The following is an 18991-nucleotide window of genomic DNA, read 5'->3' as shown; positions in this document are numbered from 1 at the left end:
GAGCGAGCATGCTCGCGATGGTGGTCAACGATGACGCTGGCTGCCTGACACCCATCGGTGTCAGTTCCACCATAGCGAGCAAGGACTAGGCGTCTCCCTCGCTCCTACATGGGGGCAGGTTTATTTCTTGGATTCGGCCTGTGTTCGCTCTGGCGCGGGCTCCAGCACTTTCACCACATCATCCACCAACGCCTTGCCCATCTGCGTCAGGTAATGCGCGGCCCAGGCATGCCGGTCGGAGTCGCGGGCGTAGGCCGCATCCTGGGTCAGCCCCTTGGCGAGAAACAGGAAATCGGAAGCCATGGCCAGCGCATCGCTGAGCGGCACATCGCGGGTGACGTGGAACAGGGGTTGGTTCGAGCAATAGATGAGCGGCGTGAGGCCGATGGTCTTCAGTTCTGGTGGGGCGGATGGATTCTTCATGGATTAACTCCTGGGTTCGAGGAGCTGCCTTTTCGTTACCACACGAAAGGGTGGCAGCTGTACGCAGGGTGGTAAACCGGGAACCGAGGAAACCGGCACGCCCAAGGGCGTCCCACGCACAGCCGCCATATCAAAAACACAGGCAATAACAACTGCCTGTGTTTGTGACTGGTGCACTGTTGCGCCGGTTTCACGGGTTACCACACCCGGTCGCTGAAGGGTCAGCGACGACCGGAGACTAGCCCGCCGAGGAAACGCGCAACAAGGCATCAAAGTGCCCAACCGCAAGATTCGGAGTTTGCCTACAAAGGGTTGTAGGCGTCATCCGATATTTCGCCTGCAAGGTTAAACACAATCCTCTGTAGGAGCGAGCATGCTCGCGATGGATTCGAATACCCCGCGGAGTGTCAGGCAGCCCACGTCATCGTTCACGACCATCGCGGACAAGTCCGCTCCTACAGTTGACCGGGAAATATCCCATGGCATTGGGCGAGCAATCGACCCTTCACGCCAGACCTCACCGAGTTGCAATACGGCATCAACCACGGCCGACGCATCGGCAACGCCTTCGTCAACCTCGACCTGGGCCTGCAACAGGGGATTGGCGCCTTCGATGCTCAGGGCAATCACGACCCTCGCGGCGCGATGCCGGACGCGCGTTACCGCAAGTACACCGCCACCGCGACGTATCTGCAACCGTTCAAGTTGTGGGGCGAGTCGTTCAGTTTCACCAGCCTGATGACCGGCCAGCACAGTGAAGATGTGTTGTTCAGCCCGCAGCGCATCAGCCTGGGCGGGCAATCGTCGATCCGTGGTTACAAGGATCAATCGCTGGCAGGCGACAGCGGTGGTTACTGGCGCAACGACCTGCGCTGGAGCCGCCCGGTGACGCTTGAGTGGTTGCGTACGGCTTTCGCCGAATACGGCGCCAGCGTCGGCTACGACCAGGGCGTTATCCGTGGCGGCGCGGGTGCAGGTGCGAGCATCTGCGTGCCTCCCATCTGCTCCGGACCAATGGTCGCGGCGTCGGCAAGCCTTGCCGCCAGCAACATGAACAGCGACTACAAGGCAGTCACAGATCAGAGCGGTTTGTTCGCTGGCGAAGGTGGTTACGACATCAATGTCGGCAAAAACACCCTGCTCAACGGTGCGGTGATCGCCAGTGAAGCTTCCGCTGACAAAAACCTGCTCAGTACAGACCGGCTGATTGTCAGCGACATCAAAAATGCCCGTGAGATCAACGCTCAATCAGCCAGCGTTACGGTGTCTTCTGGCAGCGGGGTGGGTTTATCGGGGGGCGGCAGCATTCCGCTGTCACTGACCGAATCGAAACAAAGCAACACTCGCAGCGCGGTCAGCGAAGGCACGCTCATTGTGCGCAGCGCGGAAGGTGCGAATGATCTGGTTGGCCTGAATCGCGATACGGCCAACGCCAATCAGGCACTGAAGCCGCCTGATGAAAAGGCCATTCAGGAGCGCATGGCGCTAGTCCAGGGCTCGGTTGCTTTGGCGAAAAACGTCATCGGAAAAATGGCTAACGCCGAGCAGCAAGCGGCAGAGGCCAGGGCCCGTTCAGCCACGAACAAGGAGGAACGTCAGGCCGCCATCAGTGACCGCAACAGTTGGGATGTGGGTGGCGACAAACGAATCCTCGCCGATGTAGCCGCGGGCTTGATTGCTGTGAGCTTGGGAGACGTGGGCGGGATCACGGCCGTGGGTGTGGTTGCGCAGACTACTGCCAACGACATGTTCAAGGTCATCGGCGATTACGCCGACAAGCAGCACTACGCCGCCACTGACAATGTGACGCGAGCCGCATGGGGCGAGGGCGGGGCCGCACGCGCCATGTTGCACGGCTTGGCGGGCGCTGCGATGGGGTTGTCGAGCGGCAACCCGGCCAGTGGCGCTCTGGGAGCCGGCGCTTCGGCCTCCTTGATGCCACTCGTTGCCGACGCAGTGAGCAAAAGTGGGCTGACGAGCGCCGAGCAGAAGGATCTGAATGCCTTCATCGCTGGTGGTCTTGGCGCGTTGGTCAGCGCTGGGGAGGGGGTAGCCGGTGCCATTACAGCGGGGAGCAGTGCGGTTGGTGTCGAGCTGTTCAACCGCCAATTGCACAGACAACAGGAAATCCCGCTGCTGAAGCAAAAAGCGGCGGAGCTCGCCAAGCGGATAGGGCAGCCGAGATCGAGTGCCCGATGGGAAGACCTGCTACTCGTGGCGGCCGGTGCCGAGGTCGACGCCGCAGGCCTGGAGCGTCTGACAGCGCTGTGGATGCAAAGCGGAGCTGATCCCGAGTCCGGGGCCTTCGCTGAAGACATGGGTGTGGCTTACGGCGCAGTAAGTCAACTGGCTGCGCAGAAAATTCCCCTGACCTGGAGTGATGGGCAACCGATCGTGGCCAACGGCGCGCCTGTGTATGCGTTCGGTGCCACCAAGGAGCAGGCCGAAGACTCCACGTTGTTTAATGCCGACGGCAGCTACGGTCGCGGTGCGGTCTACGAGCGTTGGAGGCAATACGGTCAAGCTCAGGCGGGTAAGTATTCGAATGAGATAACCAGTCTTTCCACATACCATTCCCGTGTGGCGGATGCGGCGGAGCGGTTGTCCGTGTTGGCAGGTAAGGGGATACTGCCGGACAGTACGTTTGATGATGCGCTGCTTTCGCTGACGGGGCTTCGGCCAGCAAAAAGTGTCATCAATGCTGTTTTGGGTGCACTCGCGGAGCGGCAGCCAGCAAAGGCAGTTGGGGCGAAAGGGGAAATTCTTGGGCTACTGCCCAAACCTGGCAGCACTTCTGTACCCGTGAGTGGTTTGGGAGCAGGCGCCGTTTTTAGGTTGGAGTCGAACCAAATAGGTAAAAAGCTCGGGAAGCACGTTAAGGATTACGGTGGCAACGCGGCCAGTCCAGCAGATCGCAAAATGTTGCTTGATCGAATTAATGATATTGGGAACAATCCAGAAAAAGTAATTCCTGGTACTTTCTCCGGGCAAGGTGCAAATGGTAGGCGAGGAGATGTATATTTCAGAATTAAGGGTAATGATGTCGTCGTTACCAAACCTAACGGGACATTCGTGACTATCCTGAAAGACGGAGTAATTGGAAACCCATCTGTAAAACGAGCATTGAGGGGAGGAGTGAAGTGATGAGTCTCCCGGATATTATGACCGATTGGTGTTTGGGGGTAGTCGGGAACAAGCTGCTATCAGTGAATGCACTACTTCACGTGTTTGGCTCAGAGAGAAGCTCAGCGCCTCAAGAGATTTCTCTTCAGTTCGAAAATGCTCAGGCTGGCAGGATATATTGCGGCAGTGACGGCTTTACGCTATGTCTCTCTAATGAGCCTATTATCGAATGCGACCTAGGCGAATATGGGGAGCTAACTAATTTTTGTATTTCCGATGATGGTTGTTTTGCTGATTTTATAGGTCTTAGATTGCTTTCGGCCTCGGTTATTCAATCATCTGCATGCGGAAAAATTATAGGTATAAATTTTTTATTTGAAAGTGACTGCTGTCTATCAATTTTGAATCTGGGGGATGAGCTTTTCGTTTATGAAGAAATCCCCCAAGAGATAATTGCCAGCGAAGACTTGGAGTTGATACCTTTAAGCTAAAAATGACTTGAGGGTGACTCTCATTGGAGCAAGCTGTGCCGAGGCATTGGCAGGGCGTGCTGAACAGAGGCAGAAGAAGTTTAGAGCCGGATGTCGGTTTCCACTGGTGGTTAATCCGGCACGGAGCACATAGCTTGCTCTCATTGTATTAAGATCATGGCGAATGCAAGGCCGTTCCCAAGGCTAAAAACTAGGAAGCATGCTGATGGCATAGGCGTTACCCAGCTCGGAATTATCGTACGTACCTCCTATTAAGTCTTCACTGCTTACTCGCTTCTCTCCTGGCTGTTCGACGCTACAAAAGCGTCGAACAGCCACCTTCGCAAAAATAATCGCAAATAATAAAAAATCTCATTCCGGTTTTTCCCCGGTGCTGCGTCTCACTTCTGTGAGCACGCAAAACCGGTGGGGCGAGGTTGCCCTCAGGTGTCCGATTTGTGCGGCGCTACAAGAATTTTGCCGTTGTCCAGACGACCGTTACCCGGGGAGGGGTTCGGTCAGGCCGTTGGCTGATGTGCCGCTGAAAAGCGCGCATGGGCGGTGGTGACGAGGTCTGGGCAGCGGTTGGCCGTCTAATCCTTCTACCAATAATAGAGAGCACGATGTCAGCAATTTTCGAGTTGAAACCTCTGTTCAAGGCTTTGGTCATTTCCCGAAGCTTTCGTCCACGTCACGCGCTGGCCGGGTTGGGCATGGCTTGCCTGTTGCCATTGAGTGCGCAGGTGATGGCTGAAGAGTTCGCGATCAACATTCCGGCGCAGTCGCTGCCACAGGCCCTGAAGGCCTTTGGCAACCAGACCAACCGCCAGGTGGTGTACGACGCCAGCGAGATGGCGGACCTGCGCAGCAATCGCGTCAGCGGCAAGCTCAGCCCGGAAGCGGCGATCGCCGAGTTGCTCAAGGGCACCGGCGTGCGCTACAGCTTCGAAGGCAACACGCTGATGCTGGTGCGCGGCGCGACGGGCGAAAGCCTGGAATTGGGTGCTACGACCATCAACGGGCAGCGCGTCGAGGCCACTACCGAAGGTTCCAACTCTTACACTTCCAATGCCGTGACCATCGGCAAGGGTACTCATACCCTGAAGGAAATTCCGCAGTCGGTCACGGTGATGACCCGCAAGCAGCTGGACGATCAGGACATCGTCGACCTCAAGGATGCGGCGAACAAGACCACCGGTCTGGTCGGCGCCCAGGGTGTGGGCCGGGGCATGATCCTCAGCTCGCGGGGTTTTCAGATCGATGACTGGCAGTACGACGGTGTGCCAATCCCGCGCAACACCTATGCGCTGGGTAACTGGGCCACGCAAGACCTGATCTTTTTCGATCGCATGGAAATTCTGCGCGGCGCCTCCGGTTTGCTGCAAGGTACGGGCAGCCCCGGTGGTGCGGTGAACATGGTGCGCAAGCGTGGCCAGATTGCGCCGACCGTGGCGATTACCGCCAAGGCCGGTTCGTGGGATCACTACGGTCTGCAGCTGGATGCGGGCGGTCCGCTGAACCAGACCGGTACCATTCGCGGTCGATTCGTGGCCGATCAGGACAACAGTCATTCGTTCATCGATTCCGAGTGGTACAAGACCACTTCGCTGTACGGCGCATTGGACTTCGACCTGAGCGAAGACACCACCCTGGGTTTTGCCGTCAGTAATTCCGATGGCACCTCGCGCAGCAACGTTCGTGGTTTCCCGCGCTATGCGGACGGCAAGCCGGTCGACCTGCCGCGCAAGACCTACACGGGCGCGAAGTGGAACCACACGGACATCGACGTCACCACGCTCTACACCGATCTGGAGCACCGCTTCAACGAAGACTGGGCCTTCAAGATCGGCGCCGTGCGCATGAGCGAAACCAACAAGGCGAAAAACCAGCGGGCGCAAGCCTTCGGTAACGGACTTGATCCCGATGGCGGTGGTTTGCAGTATGCGGATTTCGTGACGGACACCGACTCCACCAAGCTCGGCATCGACACGAACATCACCGGCAAGTTCGAAGCCTTTTCCATGCAGCAGGAAGTCATGTTCGGGGGCAACTACTCCAAGTACACCTCCAACGATAAATACGCTCGCACCTTCGATGGCGGCACCGGCAACATCTTTGATATCGATCACAACCGTCCCGAAATCAGCTACGAAGGCCTGCTCGAGTCCGGCGGTTTCGGCACACCGAGCAAATATGACATTCGCCAAAAAGGCCTATACGGCAGCTGGCGCGTCAAGCCGATCGATGATCTGACCTTTGTAGTCGGTTCGCGGGTCAGCTGGTATGACTACAGCTACAAGTCCTGGAGCCAGGATGCGACCAGCCTGACGGCCAACCCTGACAGCACCTCCAACGAAACCGGCGAAGTCACGCCATACGCCGGCGTCGTCTATGACCTGAGCCGCGAGTGGGCGGTTTATGCCAGCTACACCGACGTGTTCACGCCGCAGACCGAACGTGACACGGGTGGCTCGGTGATCAAGCCAATCATCGGTACCAACTATGAAATCGGCCTCAAGGGCGAGTTGATGGATGGGCGGGTCAATACCTCCCTCGCCGTGTTCCGCTATGACCAGGAAAACCGCGCCACCCTCGATACGGACGGTCCGCAGATCTGCGACGGCTGGTACTGCTCGAAGGCCTCGGGGAAAGTGCGTAGCCAGGGTATCGACGCCGAAATCAGCGGCGAAGTGCTGGACGGCCTGCAACTGTTTGCCGGCTACACCTACAACACCACCAAGTACCTGAACGATCCAACCAACGAAGGCAAGATCTTCAGTTGGTGGACCCCGAAACACATGCTGCGCGTTTGGGGTAACTATCAGTGGGGTGGCGACTGGAACCGCGTGAGCACCGGCCTGGGCTTCACCGCCCAGACCCGTACAGTGGGCTTCGATCATGACGTCAATGTACCGGGTTACACCGTATGGAATGCCCGGGTCGGTTACCAGCTGACGCCGGAGATCGAACTGGCGATGAACGCCAACAACCTGTTAGACAAGACGTACTTCACCGCCGGCTACAACCAGTTTGACGGCAACAACAACTACGGCGATCCACGCAACGTGATGTTCAGCGTCAAGTACACCCCGGAGTTTTGATTCACTGAAACGCCGCTGAAAACAAAAACGCAGAAGCCTTGGCTTCTGCGTTTTTTTTGTGGATCCACAGACGCGGTCGCTTTTCTGTAGGAGCGAGCATGCTCGCGAAAGAACCCGGGCCGCTGCGGGGTGTCAGGTTTCCCGCGTCATCGTTGGCGACCATCGCGAGCATGCTCGCTCCTACAGGGGTATGCGGTCATCTGTGGGAGCGAGCCTGCTCGCGATGGTTCTGAGGCCGCTGCGGGGTGTCAGGCCGCCCGCATTATCGTTGGCGACCCTCGCGAGCAAGCTCGCTCCTACAGGGTTTTGAGGAACACCTCGGTGAACGACGCCAGCAGCGGCTCGCTGTAGATCATGCTGCGGTGGGGCAGGGGGGAGTGGATCGAGCCTTGCAATTGGCCGGTCACGCTGTGGGCCCTGAGGACCTGTTCCGAGTGCAGGACTTGCTCCAGGGTCTTGTGTGACAGCGACCACCAGCAACTGGCCTGGACCTTGAGCATCGGTAGCGAGAAGGCGTCGAACGCCTGCACCAGGCGATCATGAATCGCGTAGGCCTGGGCGTTCATGATCTCCTGCTTGATGCCTTCCAGGGTCGCGATCAGGTCCTGCTCCCCGGTGGCGGTCTGTGAGCTGGCCCACTGATAGAACGCCTTGAGGTCGGTCGTCGGGTGTTCGGCGATGAAGGCCGACGCGGCTTCTTCCAGGTGCGCAAACATCAGGCTGAACACTTCGAGGGCCGCCAGCAGCTCGTTTTCCGGGCTGAGGTGGTTCGGGTTGTCGTCTTCCAACGGTTTGCGTGGCAGATCGGCCGGCAAGTCACGGTCCGGCAGGGTGGTGTCGACCAGGCCGAGAAAACTTACCTCGCGGCCCTGTCGTTCGAGGTGGGCTGCCACGTCCATGGCGATGGCGCCGCCCAGCGACCAACCCATCAGCCGATAAGGGCCGTGGGGTTGTTTGTCGACAATCTGCGCGCTGTAATCGTCGATCATCTCGGCCCAGCTTTGCGGGTTCGACTCCTTGTCGGCAAAGCCCTTGTGCATCACGCCATACGTCCTGGCGTGGGCAGCCAGTTTTTTCGCCAGGGGCTGGTAGCAGAACACGATGCCACCACTGGGGTGCAGGCAGAACAACGGTGGTGCCTTCGGCGTCGAGGCATTGAGCTCGACCACGCATTGCACGTTCTGTTGATGTTCCAGGGCGATGAACCGCGCCAGGGCTTCGATGGTCGGGTGCGCCAGCATCTGTTGCAGCGCCAGCTTGATGCCGAGGCGGGCATGCAGCGCCGAGATGAACTGGATGGCCAGGATCGAGTGCCCGCCCAGTTCGAAGAAGTTGTCGTCGAGGCTGACCCGCTCGACCTGCAACGCCTCCTGCCAGAGCTGGGCCAACCCTTGCTCCAACGGCGTTTCGGGGGCGATGAAGGGGCGCTGGGCCTGACTCAGGTCGGGCAGCGGCAATGCCTTGCGGTCGAGCTTGCCATTGGGGCTGACGGGCATGGCCGCCAGGACCAGGAGGTAAGCCGGCACCATGTAGCCTGGCAGGCTGGCCTTGAGTTCGGCCTTGAGGGTTTCGCGCAACGCGAGTTGTTGCGGCTCACTCAGGTTCGCATCGCGGGCGACCACGTAGGCGACCAGTTGCATGCCGGCCGAACCTTCCCGCGCCACCACCAGGGCCTCGCGGACGTCAGGCGATTGCAGCAGGCAGGATTCGATTTCACCGAGTTCGATGCGGAAGCCGCGAATCTTCACCTGGTGATCCAGGCGCCCGACATACTCGATCACGCCGTCGGCGCGATAATGCGCCAGGTCGCCGGTGCGATACAGGCGCCCGCCACCACGGGTGTCGAACGGGTCGGGGATGAAACGTTCGGCGGTGAGCTGCGGACGCTTGAAGTAGCCCCGTGCGAGCAGGTCGCCCGCAATCACCAGTTCGCCGACAACGCCCACCGGGACCGGCTGGCCGCCGTTGTCCAGCAGGTAGATCGCTCGTCCGGCCAGCGGTCGACCGATCGGCATGCTTTTGGGCAGAGCGAGCTGTCCGGTCACGTAGTCGCTGCAATCGAGCAGGGTGGCACTGACCGTGGTTTCCGTCGGGCCATAGGTGTTGAGCAGTTTCACAGGCCCGAGCCCGGCCTCGCCCCAGGCCGCCACGCCTTCCGGCGGCATGGCTTCGCCGCCGACGATCACCTGGCGCAACGCACCGTAGTCGCGCAGGCCGGCCGCAGCAAAGTCCTTGGCCAGCATGTTCCAGTAGGTGGTGGTCAGGTCGCTGGTGGTGAACTGCTTGTCGAGCAATTCGCGATACCAGGTGGCACTGTCCCAGATGTCCGGCCCGCGCAGCACCACGGACGCGCCGCAGATCAGCGCCGGGTAAAGCTGCTCGACGAAGGCATCGAAATTGAACGTGGCGAACTGCAGCGAGCGGTCCTGCGGCGTGAGGCCGAGAAACTCCAGCGCCACCTGGGCGTGGCGGGTCAACGCCGCCTGGGTGATGCCGACGCCTTTGGGGCGACCGGTGGAGCCGGAGGTGAACATCACGTAGGCCAGGTTGCTGCCCGTCGTCCGGCAGGGTGGATTGAGCGCATTCAACGTGCCCCGCACATCAAGTTCATCGACGCAGCGTATCTGCACCCCCGGCAGCGACGGTAGCCGGCCGAGTAACGACTGCTGGGTCAGCAGCACGCTCAGGCCGCTGTCTTCGATCATCCAGGTCAATCGCTCCTGCGGGTAGTCCGGGTCCAGCGGCACATACGCGCCACCGGCCTTGAGCACCGCCAGCAGGCTGATGATCATCGGCGCCGAACGCTCCACGGCGATCCCCACCAGGACCTCGGGCCCCACCCCCTGGGCTATCAGCCCATGAGCGAGCTCGTTGGCGGCGGCGTTGAGCTGCCCATAGCTCAGGGCAAGGTCGTTGCAGATCAGCGCCAGCGCCTGCGGCGTGGACTGTGCCTGGCGTTCGAACAACTGATGCACGCCATGCTCGGGCGGCGCCGACAGCGGTGGGTTCCACTGGCGCAATTGCACCTGGCGTTCGGCATCGTCCAGCAGCGGCAGTTCGCCCAGCGTACGGGCCGGTTCGGCGATGAGCGCCTGGAGCAGGTTCAGCCAGTGCCGGGTCATGCGCTCGATGGTCGCCGACCGGTAGAGGTCGCGACTGTATTCAACGCTTGCCTCGATGCCGTGTCGCGAGTAGCTGACGTCCAGCGCCAGGTCGAACTTGGCCTGGCTCGGACCGCTGTCGAGAAACTCCAGGGTCAGGCCGTCCAGTTCGATCCGCTCGGACTCGCCGGTGTCGGTGCGCCAGTTGAACAGTACCTGGAACAGGGGATTGGGTTGCGCGCTGGACTGCAATTGCAGGGCATCGAAACTCAACTCCAGTGGATAGTCGCCGTGATCCAGGGCCGCCAGGGATTCACGGCGCAGGCGTTGCAGGAAATCGATGGCCGGCAGCAGTGGGTCGATGCGCACGCGATACACCTGGCTGCTGACGAAGTAGCCGACCAGCTCCTGGGTTTCGCTGCGATTGCGGGTGGCGTTGGGCACGCCGACGGTGAAGTCCTGCTGGCCGCTGTAGCGGCTCAACAACAATTGCCAGGCCCCGAAGGCGACCACGAAGGGCGTCAGGCCCTGTTGCTGGCAGAAGCGGTTCAGGGTGGTACACAGCTCGTCCGGCAGCCGGACGTCGTGGTGCCCGGCCGGGTGGCGGTGTTGCTCGCTGCGCGGAAAATCCACCGGCATGTCCAGGGTCGGCAGCGGTTTGCCCAGGTAGTCTTGCCAGTAGGCGGCGCTGTTGGCGCACGCCGGGCCGTGCAGGTATTCATCCCGTTGCCAGGCGGCATAGTCGGCGTATTGAATCGCCGGGCGCGGCAGTGGCGTAGCCTGGGTGGCGCTGGCCTGGGCGAAGGCACGGGTCAGGTCCTGCATCAGGATCGCATTGGACCAGGCGTCGGAAACGATGTGGTGCATGTCCATCAGCAGCAGTTGGTCGTTGACGCCGACCCTGAGCAGGGTCGCGCGCATCAGCGGTGCCTGGCGCAGGTCGAACGGCGTGCCGGCCTGAGCCTCGATGCGCCGCGCAATCTCAGGGGCGCGGGAATGTTCCTCCAGGGCCGAGAGATCCTCATGGCCGAGGACCAGTCGGGCTTGCTCGTCGACCACCTGCATCGCCACGCCGTCCATTTCGCGGAACGCGGTACGCAGGATGTCGTGCCGGGCCAGCACCTGGTTCAGGGCGTTTTCCAGGCGTTGCGGGTTGAGCGTGCCGCTGATGCGGATAAGCCGGGGCAGGTTGTAGGCAGCGCTGTGCGGTGACACTTGCTGCAGGAACCACAAGCGTTGCTGGGCGAAAGACATGGGCGCCGGAGCAGACTGGGCGCGGGCTTTGATGCCCTGGGGTTGATCACCGGCTTCTGCCAGCAGCAGCGCCAGTACGTCGTCATCGATCAGGTCGTTCATCATGCTCTCGTGGCCAGAGGCTGCTGTTGGGCGATGACCCGCCCACCTTCCATGCGGACCAGTTGATCGGCCACGTCGAAGTAGCGATCGTCGTGGGAAATCACAATGATGGTCTTGCCCAGGTATTTCAGTTCGGGCAGCAGTTCGGTGTAGAAAATTCGCCGGAATACCGGGTCCTGGTCCGCCGCCCATTCGTCGAACACCAGCACCGGACGCTCCTCCAGCCAGGCATTGAGCAGGGCCAGGCGCTTGCGTTGGCCGGTGGACAGGTCGGTGGTGCTGAAGGCGCCTTCCTGGATGCTGACCTTGTGGGCGATTTCCAGGCGTTCCAGGTAGCGGTTGGCGTCTTCCGGCACCTGCTGGTCGCCCTGCACCAGTTCATCGAACAGGTAGTAGTCGGCGAAGATGGTGGTGAACAGCTGGCGGTAATCGTCTCGCCCTTCGGCGCCGACCGTCTGGCCGTCGACCCGTACTTCACCGCGTTGCGGCGCATAGAGACCCAGCAGCAGTTTGATCAGGGTGGTCTTGCCGCCGCCGTTTTCACCGACGATGAACACGATTTCGCCCTGGTTGATCGTCAGGTTGACCGGGCCGAGTTCGAAGGCGGCGCTGCCTTTGACGGCGGGGAAGGCGAAGTGCACGTCGTGCATCTGCAGTTGCTGCACGCTGGCTTTCTTCTCGGTGCCCGTGTCTCGCAGCAGCAGATGCGGTTCCGGGGAAGAAAACTGTTCCGCCAGTTCGGCGATGCGCTTGAACGCAATGTTGGCGCGGCTGACCACCGGCAAGGTGGTCACCAGGTATTCCAGCGGGCCTTTCATGTACAGCAACACCAGCACGAAGCCGCTGAGCACCACCTTGTCGGTGCCCAGCCAGAACGATTGCAGGGCCAGCGCCAGGCCGATCACCACGAAGAACAGCATCGAGCCGAAGGTCTTGGCGATCACGAAGGTGTTGATCGAGCGGATGTGCGTGTTGCAGATGTAGTCCGCCGTGCCTTCGATGCGCTGGCTGAACATGCGCTGGCGACGCGGGCGATGGATACGCAGTTCCTTGGCCCCGGCGGCGATGGCGCTGTAGTGCTTTTGCAGTTCGTCTTCGGCTTCGCGGGCGGCTTCGAAGCCCTTGATGCCTTTGGCCCGGGCCACGTATTGCACCACCGTGCCGATCACGATGGCGACCAGCAGCAAGGCAAACATCGGCAACGACAGGTACGCCAGGTAGCCCAGGCAACCCAGGGTCACGGTGAAGGCGATGGCCAGTGGCGCGAAGGAAAAGGCGAAGTCGCTGACGGTGTCGACGTCGTGGGTCAGCACCGGAATCAGGCGGTGGCTGCGGAAGCGTTCGATTTGCTCGATGGGTGCCAGCAGCACCTTCTCCCCCAGGGATTTGCGCAGGCCGGCGATGATGTGCTGGCCGACATGGTTGGTGCCGATGTCGGACAGGATCGAGGTCAGCAGCGCCGCCGCGCACAGGCCGATGAAGGTCAGCAGCACATTCAGGGACGGGCTGCCGTCGGCGTTGAGGGCATCGTTGATGGTCGCCAGCAGCGCGGTAATGCTCAGGCCACCCAGCATGCCAAGGACAATGGACACCACCACGACGACCCGGTAAGGCCTGAGCAGGCCGAGGACTTCACTGATGGCTCCGCGGGGTTTTGAGGTCATGGGGGTTTCCGCTTCAAGTGCCGACAAGGGCAAAGGTTCAAGAGTTTGGCTGGTTAAAAGACGAAACCCGTGGACGATGATTTAGCCGTCTACGGGTTTGTTTGGGGGGCGGGCGATGGAGGGTTGGCCGAAGTCTCCTGTAGGAGCGAGCATGCTCGCGATGGAGGTCCAGACAACACGGCCAATCAGGCAGCCCGCGTCATCGTTGACGCCCATCGCGAGCAAGCCCGCTCCCACAGTGATGAAGGGGATCGGATCAAAGATCCCTCGCGACCCGAAAGCCCAGCCAGTCGCCACGGGCGTCGGCGTAGGCGGCGTTGCGATTGCCCGAGCGCGAGAACACCGGTGCTTCGCCCCAGTCGTTGCCGCGCAGGCGCTGGACCTTGCAGTCCTCGGTCAGCCAGGCGCTGCCATCGCTCGGCGCGCCCACGTAGTTTTCGGTGTAGCAATCGGCCGTCCATTCGTAGACGTTGCCGTGCATGTCGTAGACGCCAAAGGCGTTGGCCGGGAAGCGTCCTGCCGGCGAGGTGAAGTTGTAGCCGTCGGCTGCCCCGTAGGTGTTGGCGTGTCTGGCGATGCTGTATTCCTTGCCTTCATCGAACGGGAAGGGGAATGGTCCGCTGCTGCCGGCGCGGGCGGCGTACTCGCGCAGGGATTCGCTCACCAGGCGGTAGCGTTTGCCGGATTTTTTCGACAGCCAGGCGACATAGGCCGTGGCTTCCTCCAGGTCCATGCACACGGCCGGATGGCGGGCGGTGTATTCGTAGCGTGGAATGCCGGCCTTGCACTCGCGGCCGGGGCGGTCGTCACCGTCCGGCATGACGTAGCCGGTGTCACGCAGGTAGGCGTTCCATTCGCCGGCCAGCACCTGGAAACGGCTGATCGCCACCGGGTGGGCGAAGGTCACCGGGTGCTGCGGGCTTTCATCGGGCTCGTGGCCGACTTCATCCTCGGGTGTGCCCATGGTGAAAGTGCCCGCCGGCAGCACGACCATTTCCGGGCAGTCCTTGCAGTCCTTGAACACTTTGCCCGGTGCAATGGCGGCCGCCTGCGCACCGAGGGGCAACAGGGCGGCAGCGGCCAGCGCCAGGGCAGGGAACACCTTCAGGGAAAAAATACGCAACGCACTGTTCATCGTTTCTCTCGTCACCAGTGAATGGGGCCAGGGCTCAGAGCTGTTTGGCCAGCAACAGCATGAACCGGTCGATTTCGCTCTCGTTGTTCAGCAGGCCGGGGGCGGTGCGGATCACCGGGCCGACATCGCGCTCCACGGCATCGGCGACCACACGGTTGCGCATCAGGTAGGCGGCGATCTCGTCGCTGTCCTTGCCCTTCACCCGAAAGAAGGTGAACCCCGAGGAGAAGTCCGGGCTCCGCGGTGTGACCAGCTCGATCTGCGGGTGCTGGGCCAGACGCGTTTTCAGGTAGGAATTGAGCGCATGGATCCGTGCCTGGACGTCGGCCTTGCCCAACTGCAGATGCAATTTGAATGCTTCGTTGAGCGCCCAGCGATGCTCGAACGAGTGATAACCACCGGGGGTCATGGTGGTAGAGAACGCCGTGGCTTCGGAGAAGGTCGGGATGATCGGCGTGACGTATTTGACCTCGGCGCTGCGGCTGCACACGATGCCGGTACCACGGGGTCCGAACATCCATTTATGGGTGCCGGCGATGAAGAAGTCACAGTTCATGGTCGGGAAATCCAGGTCCTCGACACCGAAGCCGTGCACGCCGTCCACCAGGTAAATGATCCGGTCCTGTTCACTGCGGTTGCGGTTGTGCTTGTCCACCAGCGCCCCGATCTCGGCAATCGGCAGTTTGACGCCGCTGCCCGAATGCACCCAGGTCATGCCCAGCACGCGCGTGTGAGGCTTGATCGCCTGGTCGATGTTGTCGAGGATTTCCTGGCGCGACAGGGTTTGCGGGTCCTTGAACAATTGGATCTTGCGCACCCGGGTGCCGTCCCGTTCCTGGCGCAGGTCCAGAATCGTGTGGGTGGCGTAATGTTCGTGAACGGTGGTGAGGATCTCCTGGTCCGGGCGCACCTGCACGCCGCCGTAGATCATGGCGAGGCCCTGGGTGGTGCTGCCGGTCAGCGCGATCTGCCTGGCGTCGGCCTTGAGGTAGCGTCCGGCCCACACGCGCACTTCTTCTTCGCGTTGCTCGGTCACGCCCATGTCCCAGTCCATCGCCAGCCCCGGATTTTTGTCGAGGGCGGCGCGGTGCATGTCGATGGCGTCGCGCACGGGTTTGGGGTGCGAGGTGACGAGGAAGTTGGAGAAGTGCAGGTAGTCCGGGTCCTGGTCGAACAGTTGCCGCAATTGCGCCCATTTGTCCCGGGGCAGGGGCGGCGCCAACGGGGCGGCGCTGGCGACGTTGGGCAGGCCGGCGGCCAGGGGCAGGCTGGCGGCGAACAGGCCGGCCTGTTTCAGGAAGGTGCGGCGATCGGTCATTGTTTACGGGTGTCCTGCTTTGAAATCAGTGCGGGTTTGGCGGCTTTCTGCACCTGGTCCCAGACCCGCAGGAAGTTGCCGCCCCACAACTTGGCGATGTCCGCCTCGGAGTAACCGCGCGAGATCAGTTCGGCGGTGACGTTGCGGATCTCACCGACGTTCTCCCAGCCTTTGACGCCGCCGCCTTCGTTGAAGTCGGAGCTGATGCCGACGTGATCGATACCGATCTTGCGCACCGTGTAGTCAATGGCATCGCCCAGGTCCTTGAGGCTCGCCTTGGGTTCTTCCTCGAGGATCGCGTAGAGGCGGCTGGCGTATTTGCCGAACTTCTCTTCCGACCAGGCAGCGATGATCGGATCGCCCGGCATCAGGGCCATGGCGAGATTGGGCAGGGGCGGCAGGCCGTATTCCTTGCGCAGCTCGTTGAGCTTGTCCTGGGTGGTCTGTGTCAGCGGCTTGAGGTACTGGGAGAACCCGACGACCTGGACCACGCCGCCGCTGTTCTTGATCAGCTGCATTTCCTTGTCGCTGAGGTTGCGCGGAATGTCGACCATCGCCCGTGGGGCCGAGTGCGAAGCCACCATCGGCGTGCGACTCAATTGCGCCACCTGTTCCAGGGCCAGGGTCGACATCTGCGAGACGTCGATGATCACACCCAGGTCGTTCAGACGGCCGACGGCCTGCTTGCCCAGATCCGAGAGGCCATTGAGCGCATCGGGCGAATCGTTGAAAAACGGCAGCGGTCGCGAGGAGTCGGCCCAGTCGTTGTTGCCGATGTAGCTGAAGCCGAACATGCGCATGCCGCGCGCCGTCCACAGGTCCAGCTGGCTCAGGTCGTGGCCCAGGGGGTAGGCGTTGAGCATGCTGATGAAAATCGCGAATTTGCCTTCGCCGTGCAGGCGCCGGAAATCATCCGGGGTGTAGGCGATGGCGACCTGGTTGGGAAAGTCGCGGACCATGCCGGTGATGATCCTGTAGCGAATTTCCTGCTGGTTGCGTGCCTCGTCGACGAAGCCGTCGGTGGGCTTGTGCGGTGCGTTGGCGCCGTTCCAGATTTCCGGCCAGCCGAAAATCGTCAGCGCCGCGCCGGACAACTGGCCACGGTTGGCCTTGACCAGGTCGAACTGACCCTCGCCGTCCTTGTCGGCCTCGTTGCCGTCGGTGCCGAAGTTTTGCGTGAGGCTGACGTGGCTGTCGAAGGAGAGCAGGCGCTGGTGCAACTCGTCCGCCTGTTTCACCACCTTGGCCGGGTAACCGAGGTCGTCGCTGAACCAGTGATCCCAGGCGGCAAAACCACCGACGGCGCCAATCGCCAGGGCCAGTGGCAGGCCGATGTAAAGCGCCTTTTTCGAACGTGGTCTTTTCATTGCCATCTCAGTCAGGTTCGCCCGCAGGGCCTTTGCTATCTGGGAGGAACGAGTGGCTGGCGCGGGAATTTAGGCGTTTGTGCGAACGTTATCACGAGCAGGCTCGCTCCCACAGGTTGTGCGCAATTCATTGTGGGAGCGAGCCTGCTCCGGGCGGCGTTCCGACGATAGCGTTTAAATTTGCAGCGGCAACAAACGTTCTAGCTTGGATAAAGCCTGCTCCATGGCTGACACAGGTAGGGCAATGAAGATTTCTCGACGATGGTTCATGGCAGGTCTGGCGGTCACAGGCGCCGCCGTGCCGGCGGCTTTTTACGGGCATCGCGAATGGATGAAGCCGGACCCGACGATCACGCCGGGCGAAGCCACGGTCGAACTGGCGGACACCGCCGGTCAACAATTGGCCAACTCGTTGCGCGGTGTCTGGGACATCCGTTTCGAAGGCTCGCACGCGGGGCTCGAGGGACTGCCGCTGACGGGGCTGGAATTGTTTCTGGACGTTGCCCAGCGCGGACGCGGCCTGCGCGGCTACCTCGATACGGCCGAAAAGCTGCGTGGAGAAGGGCAACCGCGTTATCGCTTGAGCGGTGATCTGGTGCAGGCAGACGCGACCGAACGCTACTGGCGACTGTTCGATACCCGGTCCGCCGAGGATGCACCAGCCTACGAACTGGCGGTCGTGCTTGACGAGGTCTGGGCAGATTTCGGCAATGCCGGCAGCGGCACCCTCAGTGGTCGCCTGTTGCGCCTGGACCGCCCGCTTGGTCAGCCAGCACAGGACAACCGTTTCGTCGCCCGCAAGCGCCTGTTCCCCGAAGCCCGTGAGCGTGTCGGCCTGAACCCGACGCTGCTGGCGTGGCTGGTCTCTCCTGAACATCGACTGTTTCACCAGCTTTGGCACGCCAGCCGGGACAAATGGCACACCTTGCCCGAAGACAAGCGCGATGCCTTGCGCGGTATCGGCTGGCAGCCCGGCCCTCGGGGCCAGGAGCGCGACGCGCGGGGTCCGCGCAAGGATCGCAATGGTTCGGGCATCGACTTTTTCTTCATGCATCGGCACATGCTTGGCACGGCGCGGTCGATGCAGGATCTGCCTTCGTGGTCGCGTTTCCCCCTGCCGCAGCCGGAGCTCGAACGCGACCGGCCAGGCTTCGCCCGCTACTTCGACAATCACGACGGCATGGCGCTGCCGCCCACATGGCTGGCCGCCGAGGACACCGAGTACACCCAGTGGGTCAGCGATATCAAGACCGCGGAAACCTACCACAGCAATTTCGAAGTCTGGGAATCACGCTACCGCGACCCGCGTTATCTGTCGAAATTGACCTTGGGGCAGTTCGGCTCGGAAGTCGAGTTGGGCCTGCATGACTGGTTGCACATGCGCTGGGCGTCGGTGCCACGGGACCCGTCGAACGGCCAGCCCGTACCGTTCGCCAGGGACCCGGCGGACTTCGCGCCGCGCTGGTATGCAGCGGAAAACGATTTCCTCGGTGACCCGTTCTCGTCCCACGTGCACCCGGTGTTCTGGCAATTTCACGGCTGGATCGACGACCGTCTGGAAGACTGGTTCCGCGCCCATGAGCGCTTTCATCCGGGAGAGGTCAGCCGGCTCGAAGTCAACGGTGTGCCGTGGTTTGCCCCGGGGCGTTGGGTCGAAGTCGCTGACCCATGGCTGGGGCCGGTGACCCACGGTTGCAGCACCACCCCTGGATTGCAGGTGGGGAAATCGGTGGAGATGGACCCGGAAACCATGAAGCTGGCCCTGCGCATCACCTTCATCGGCGATGAAAATAAACTCGAAGGGTTATTCAAGCGGGTGCCGCAGCGGCCGTGGTATGCGCGGCATTTGAAGGTGAATCCGATCAGCAGCTAGGCCGATGGCTCGCGGTATCGTTCATCGCTGGCTTGCCAGCGATGGCGACCTGACGGTCAC

At 61.5% G+C, this 18991-nt stretch carries 10 protein-coding genes and 1 pseudogene; 4 read left to right on the top strand and 7 right to left on the bottom strand.

What is annotated here, in order from left to right:
• Window positions 1-120: 120 nt before the first annotated feature.
• Window positions 121-423, bottom strand: coding sequence for a DUF3077 domain-containing protein (locus QIW53_RS18970; protein ID WP_371051171.1), 303 nt, complete (start codon window positions 421-423; stop codon window positions 121-123).
• A 516-nt stretch (window positions 424-939) separates the two neighbouring features.
• Here QIW53_RS18970 and QIW53_RS18965 point away from each other — a divergent pair.
• The 3 genes and pseudogenes from QIW53_RS18965 to QIW53_RS18955 form a co-directional block, all read left to right on the top strand.
• Window positions 940-1470: pseudogene (locus QIW53_RS18965) on the top strand (ShlB/FhaC/HecB family hemolysin secretion/activation protein); the annotation flags it as partial.
• A gap of 2096 nt (window positions 1471-3566) precedes the next feature.
• Window positions 3567-4037, top strand: coding sequence for a hypothetical protein (locus QIW53_RS18960; RefSeq protein ID WP_371051170.1), 471 nt, complete (start codon window positions 3567-3569; stop codon window positions 4035-4037).
• Between the two features lie 602 nt (window positions 4038-4639).
• Window positions 4640-7117, top strand: coding sequence for a TonB-dependent siderophore receptor (locus tag QIW53_RS18955; RefSeq protein ID WP_371051169.1), 2478 nt, complete (start codon window positions 4640-4642; stop codon window positions 7115-7117).
• A 1-nt stretch (window position 7118) separates the two neighbouring features.
• Here the strand turns inward: QIW53_RS18955 and QIW53_RS18950 are convergent, their stop codons facing one another.
• From QIW53_RS18950 to pvdM, 6 genes are all read right to left on the bottom strand, one after another.
• Entirely contained in the window at window positions 7119-7289 is a 171-nt protein-coding gene (locus tag QIW53_RS18950; protein ID WP_371051168.1) for a hypothetical protein, read from the bottom strand.
• A 124-nt stretch (window positions 7290-7413) separates the two neighbouring features.
• Window positions 7414-11574, bottom strand: a complete 4161-nt coding sequence (locus tag QIW53_RS18945; RefSeq protein ID WP_371051167.1) for an amino acid adenylation domain-containing protein — start codon at window positions 11572-11574, stop codon at window positions 7414-7416.
• On the bottom strand, window positions 11574-13238 hold the full coding sequence (locus tag QIW53_RS18940; RefSeq protein WP_371051166.1) for a cyclic peptide export ABC transporter: 1665 nt from the start codon (window positions 13236-13238) through the stop codon (window positions 11574-11576). Before QIW53_RS18940 ends, QIW53_RS18945 begins: the two co-directional genes overlap by 1 nt.
• A 256-nt stretch (window positions 13239-13494) precedes the next feature.
• Window positions 13495-14373: a dihydropyoverdine dehydrogenase gene (pvdO, locus tag QIW53_RS18935; protein WP_371051165.1), complete on the bottom strand. Its 879-nt coding sequence runs from the start codon at window positions 14371-14373 to the stop codon at window positions 13495-13497.
• 34 nt (window positions 14374-14407) lie between these two features.
• Complete coding sequence (pvdN, locus tag QIW53_RS18930) at window positions 14408-15691, bottom strand: pyoverdine-tailoring periplasmic protein PvdN (RefSeq protein ID WP_371051164.1); 1284 nt, start codon at window positions 15689-15691, stop codon at window positions 14408-14410.
• Window positions 15688-17058, bottom strand: coding sequence for a pyoverdine-tailoring dipeptidase-like protein PvdM (gene pvdM / locus QIW53_RS18925; RefSeq protein WP_371051163.1), 1371 nt, complete (start codon window positions 17056-17058; stop codon window positions 15688-15690). Before pvdM ends, pvdN begins: the two co-directional genes overlap by 4 nt.
• 244 nt (window positions 17059-17302) lie before the next feature.
• On the opposite strand from pvdM, the gene pvdP reads away from it, so the two are divergent.
• Window positions 17303-18931 carry a pyoverdine maturation tyrosinase PvdP gene (gene pvdP, locus QIW53_RS18920; RefSeq protein ID WP_371051162.1) on the top strand — a complete coding sequence of 543 codons (1629 nt, stop codon included), beginning with the start codon at window positions 17303-17305 and terminating at the stop codon, window positions 18929-18931.
• Window positions 18932-18991: the final 60 nt, after the last annotated feature.

Origin of the sequence: Pseudomonas fluorescens (assembly GCF_041354075.1) — a bacterium.
GTDB classification, from domain to species: Bacteria; Pseudomonadota; Gammaproteobacteria; order Pseudomonadales; family Pseudomonadaceae; genus Aquipseudomonas; species Aquipseudomonas fluorescens_CE.
The sequence above is the reverse complement of the archived record's forward strand: the minus strand, read 5'-3'. Positions and strand labels throughout refer to the sequence as shown.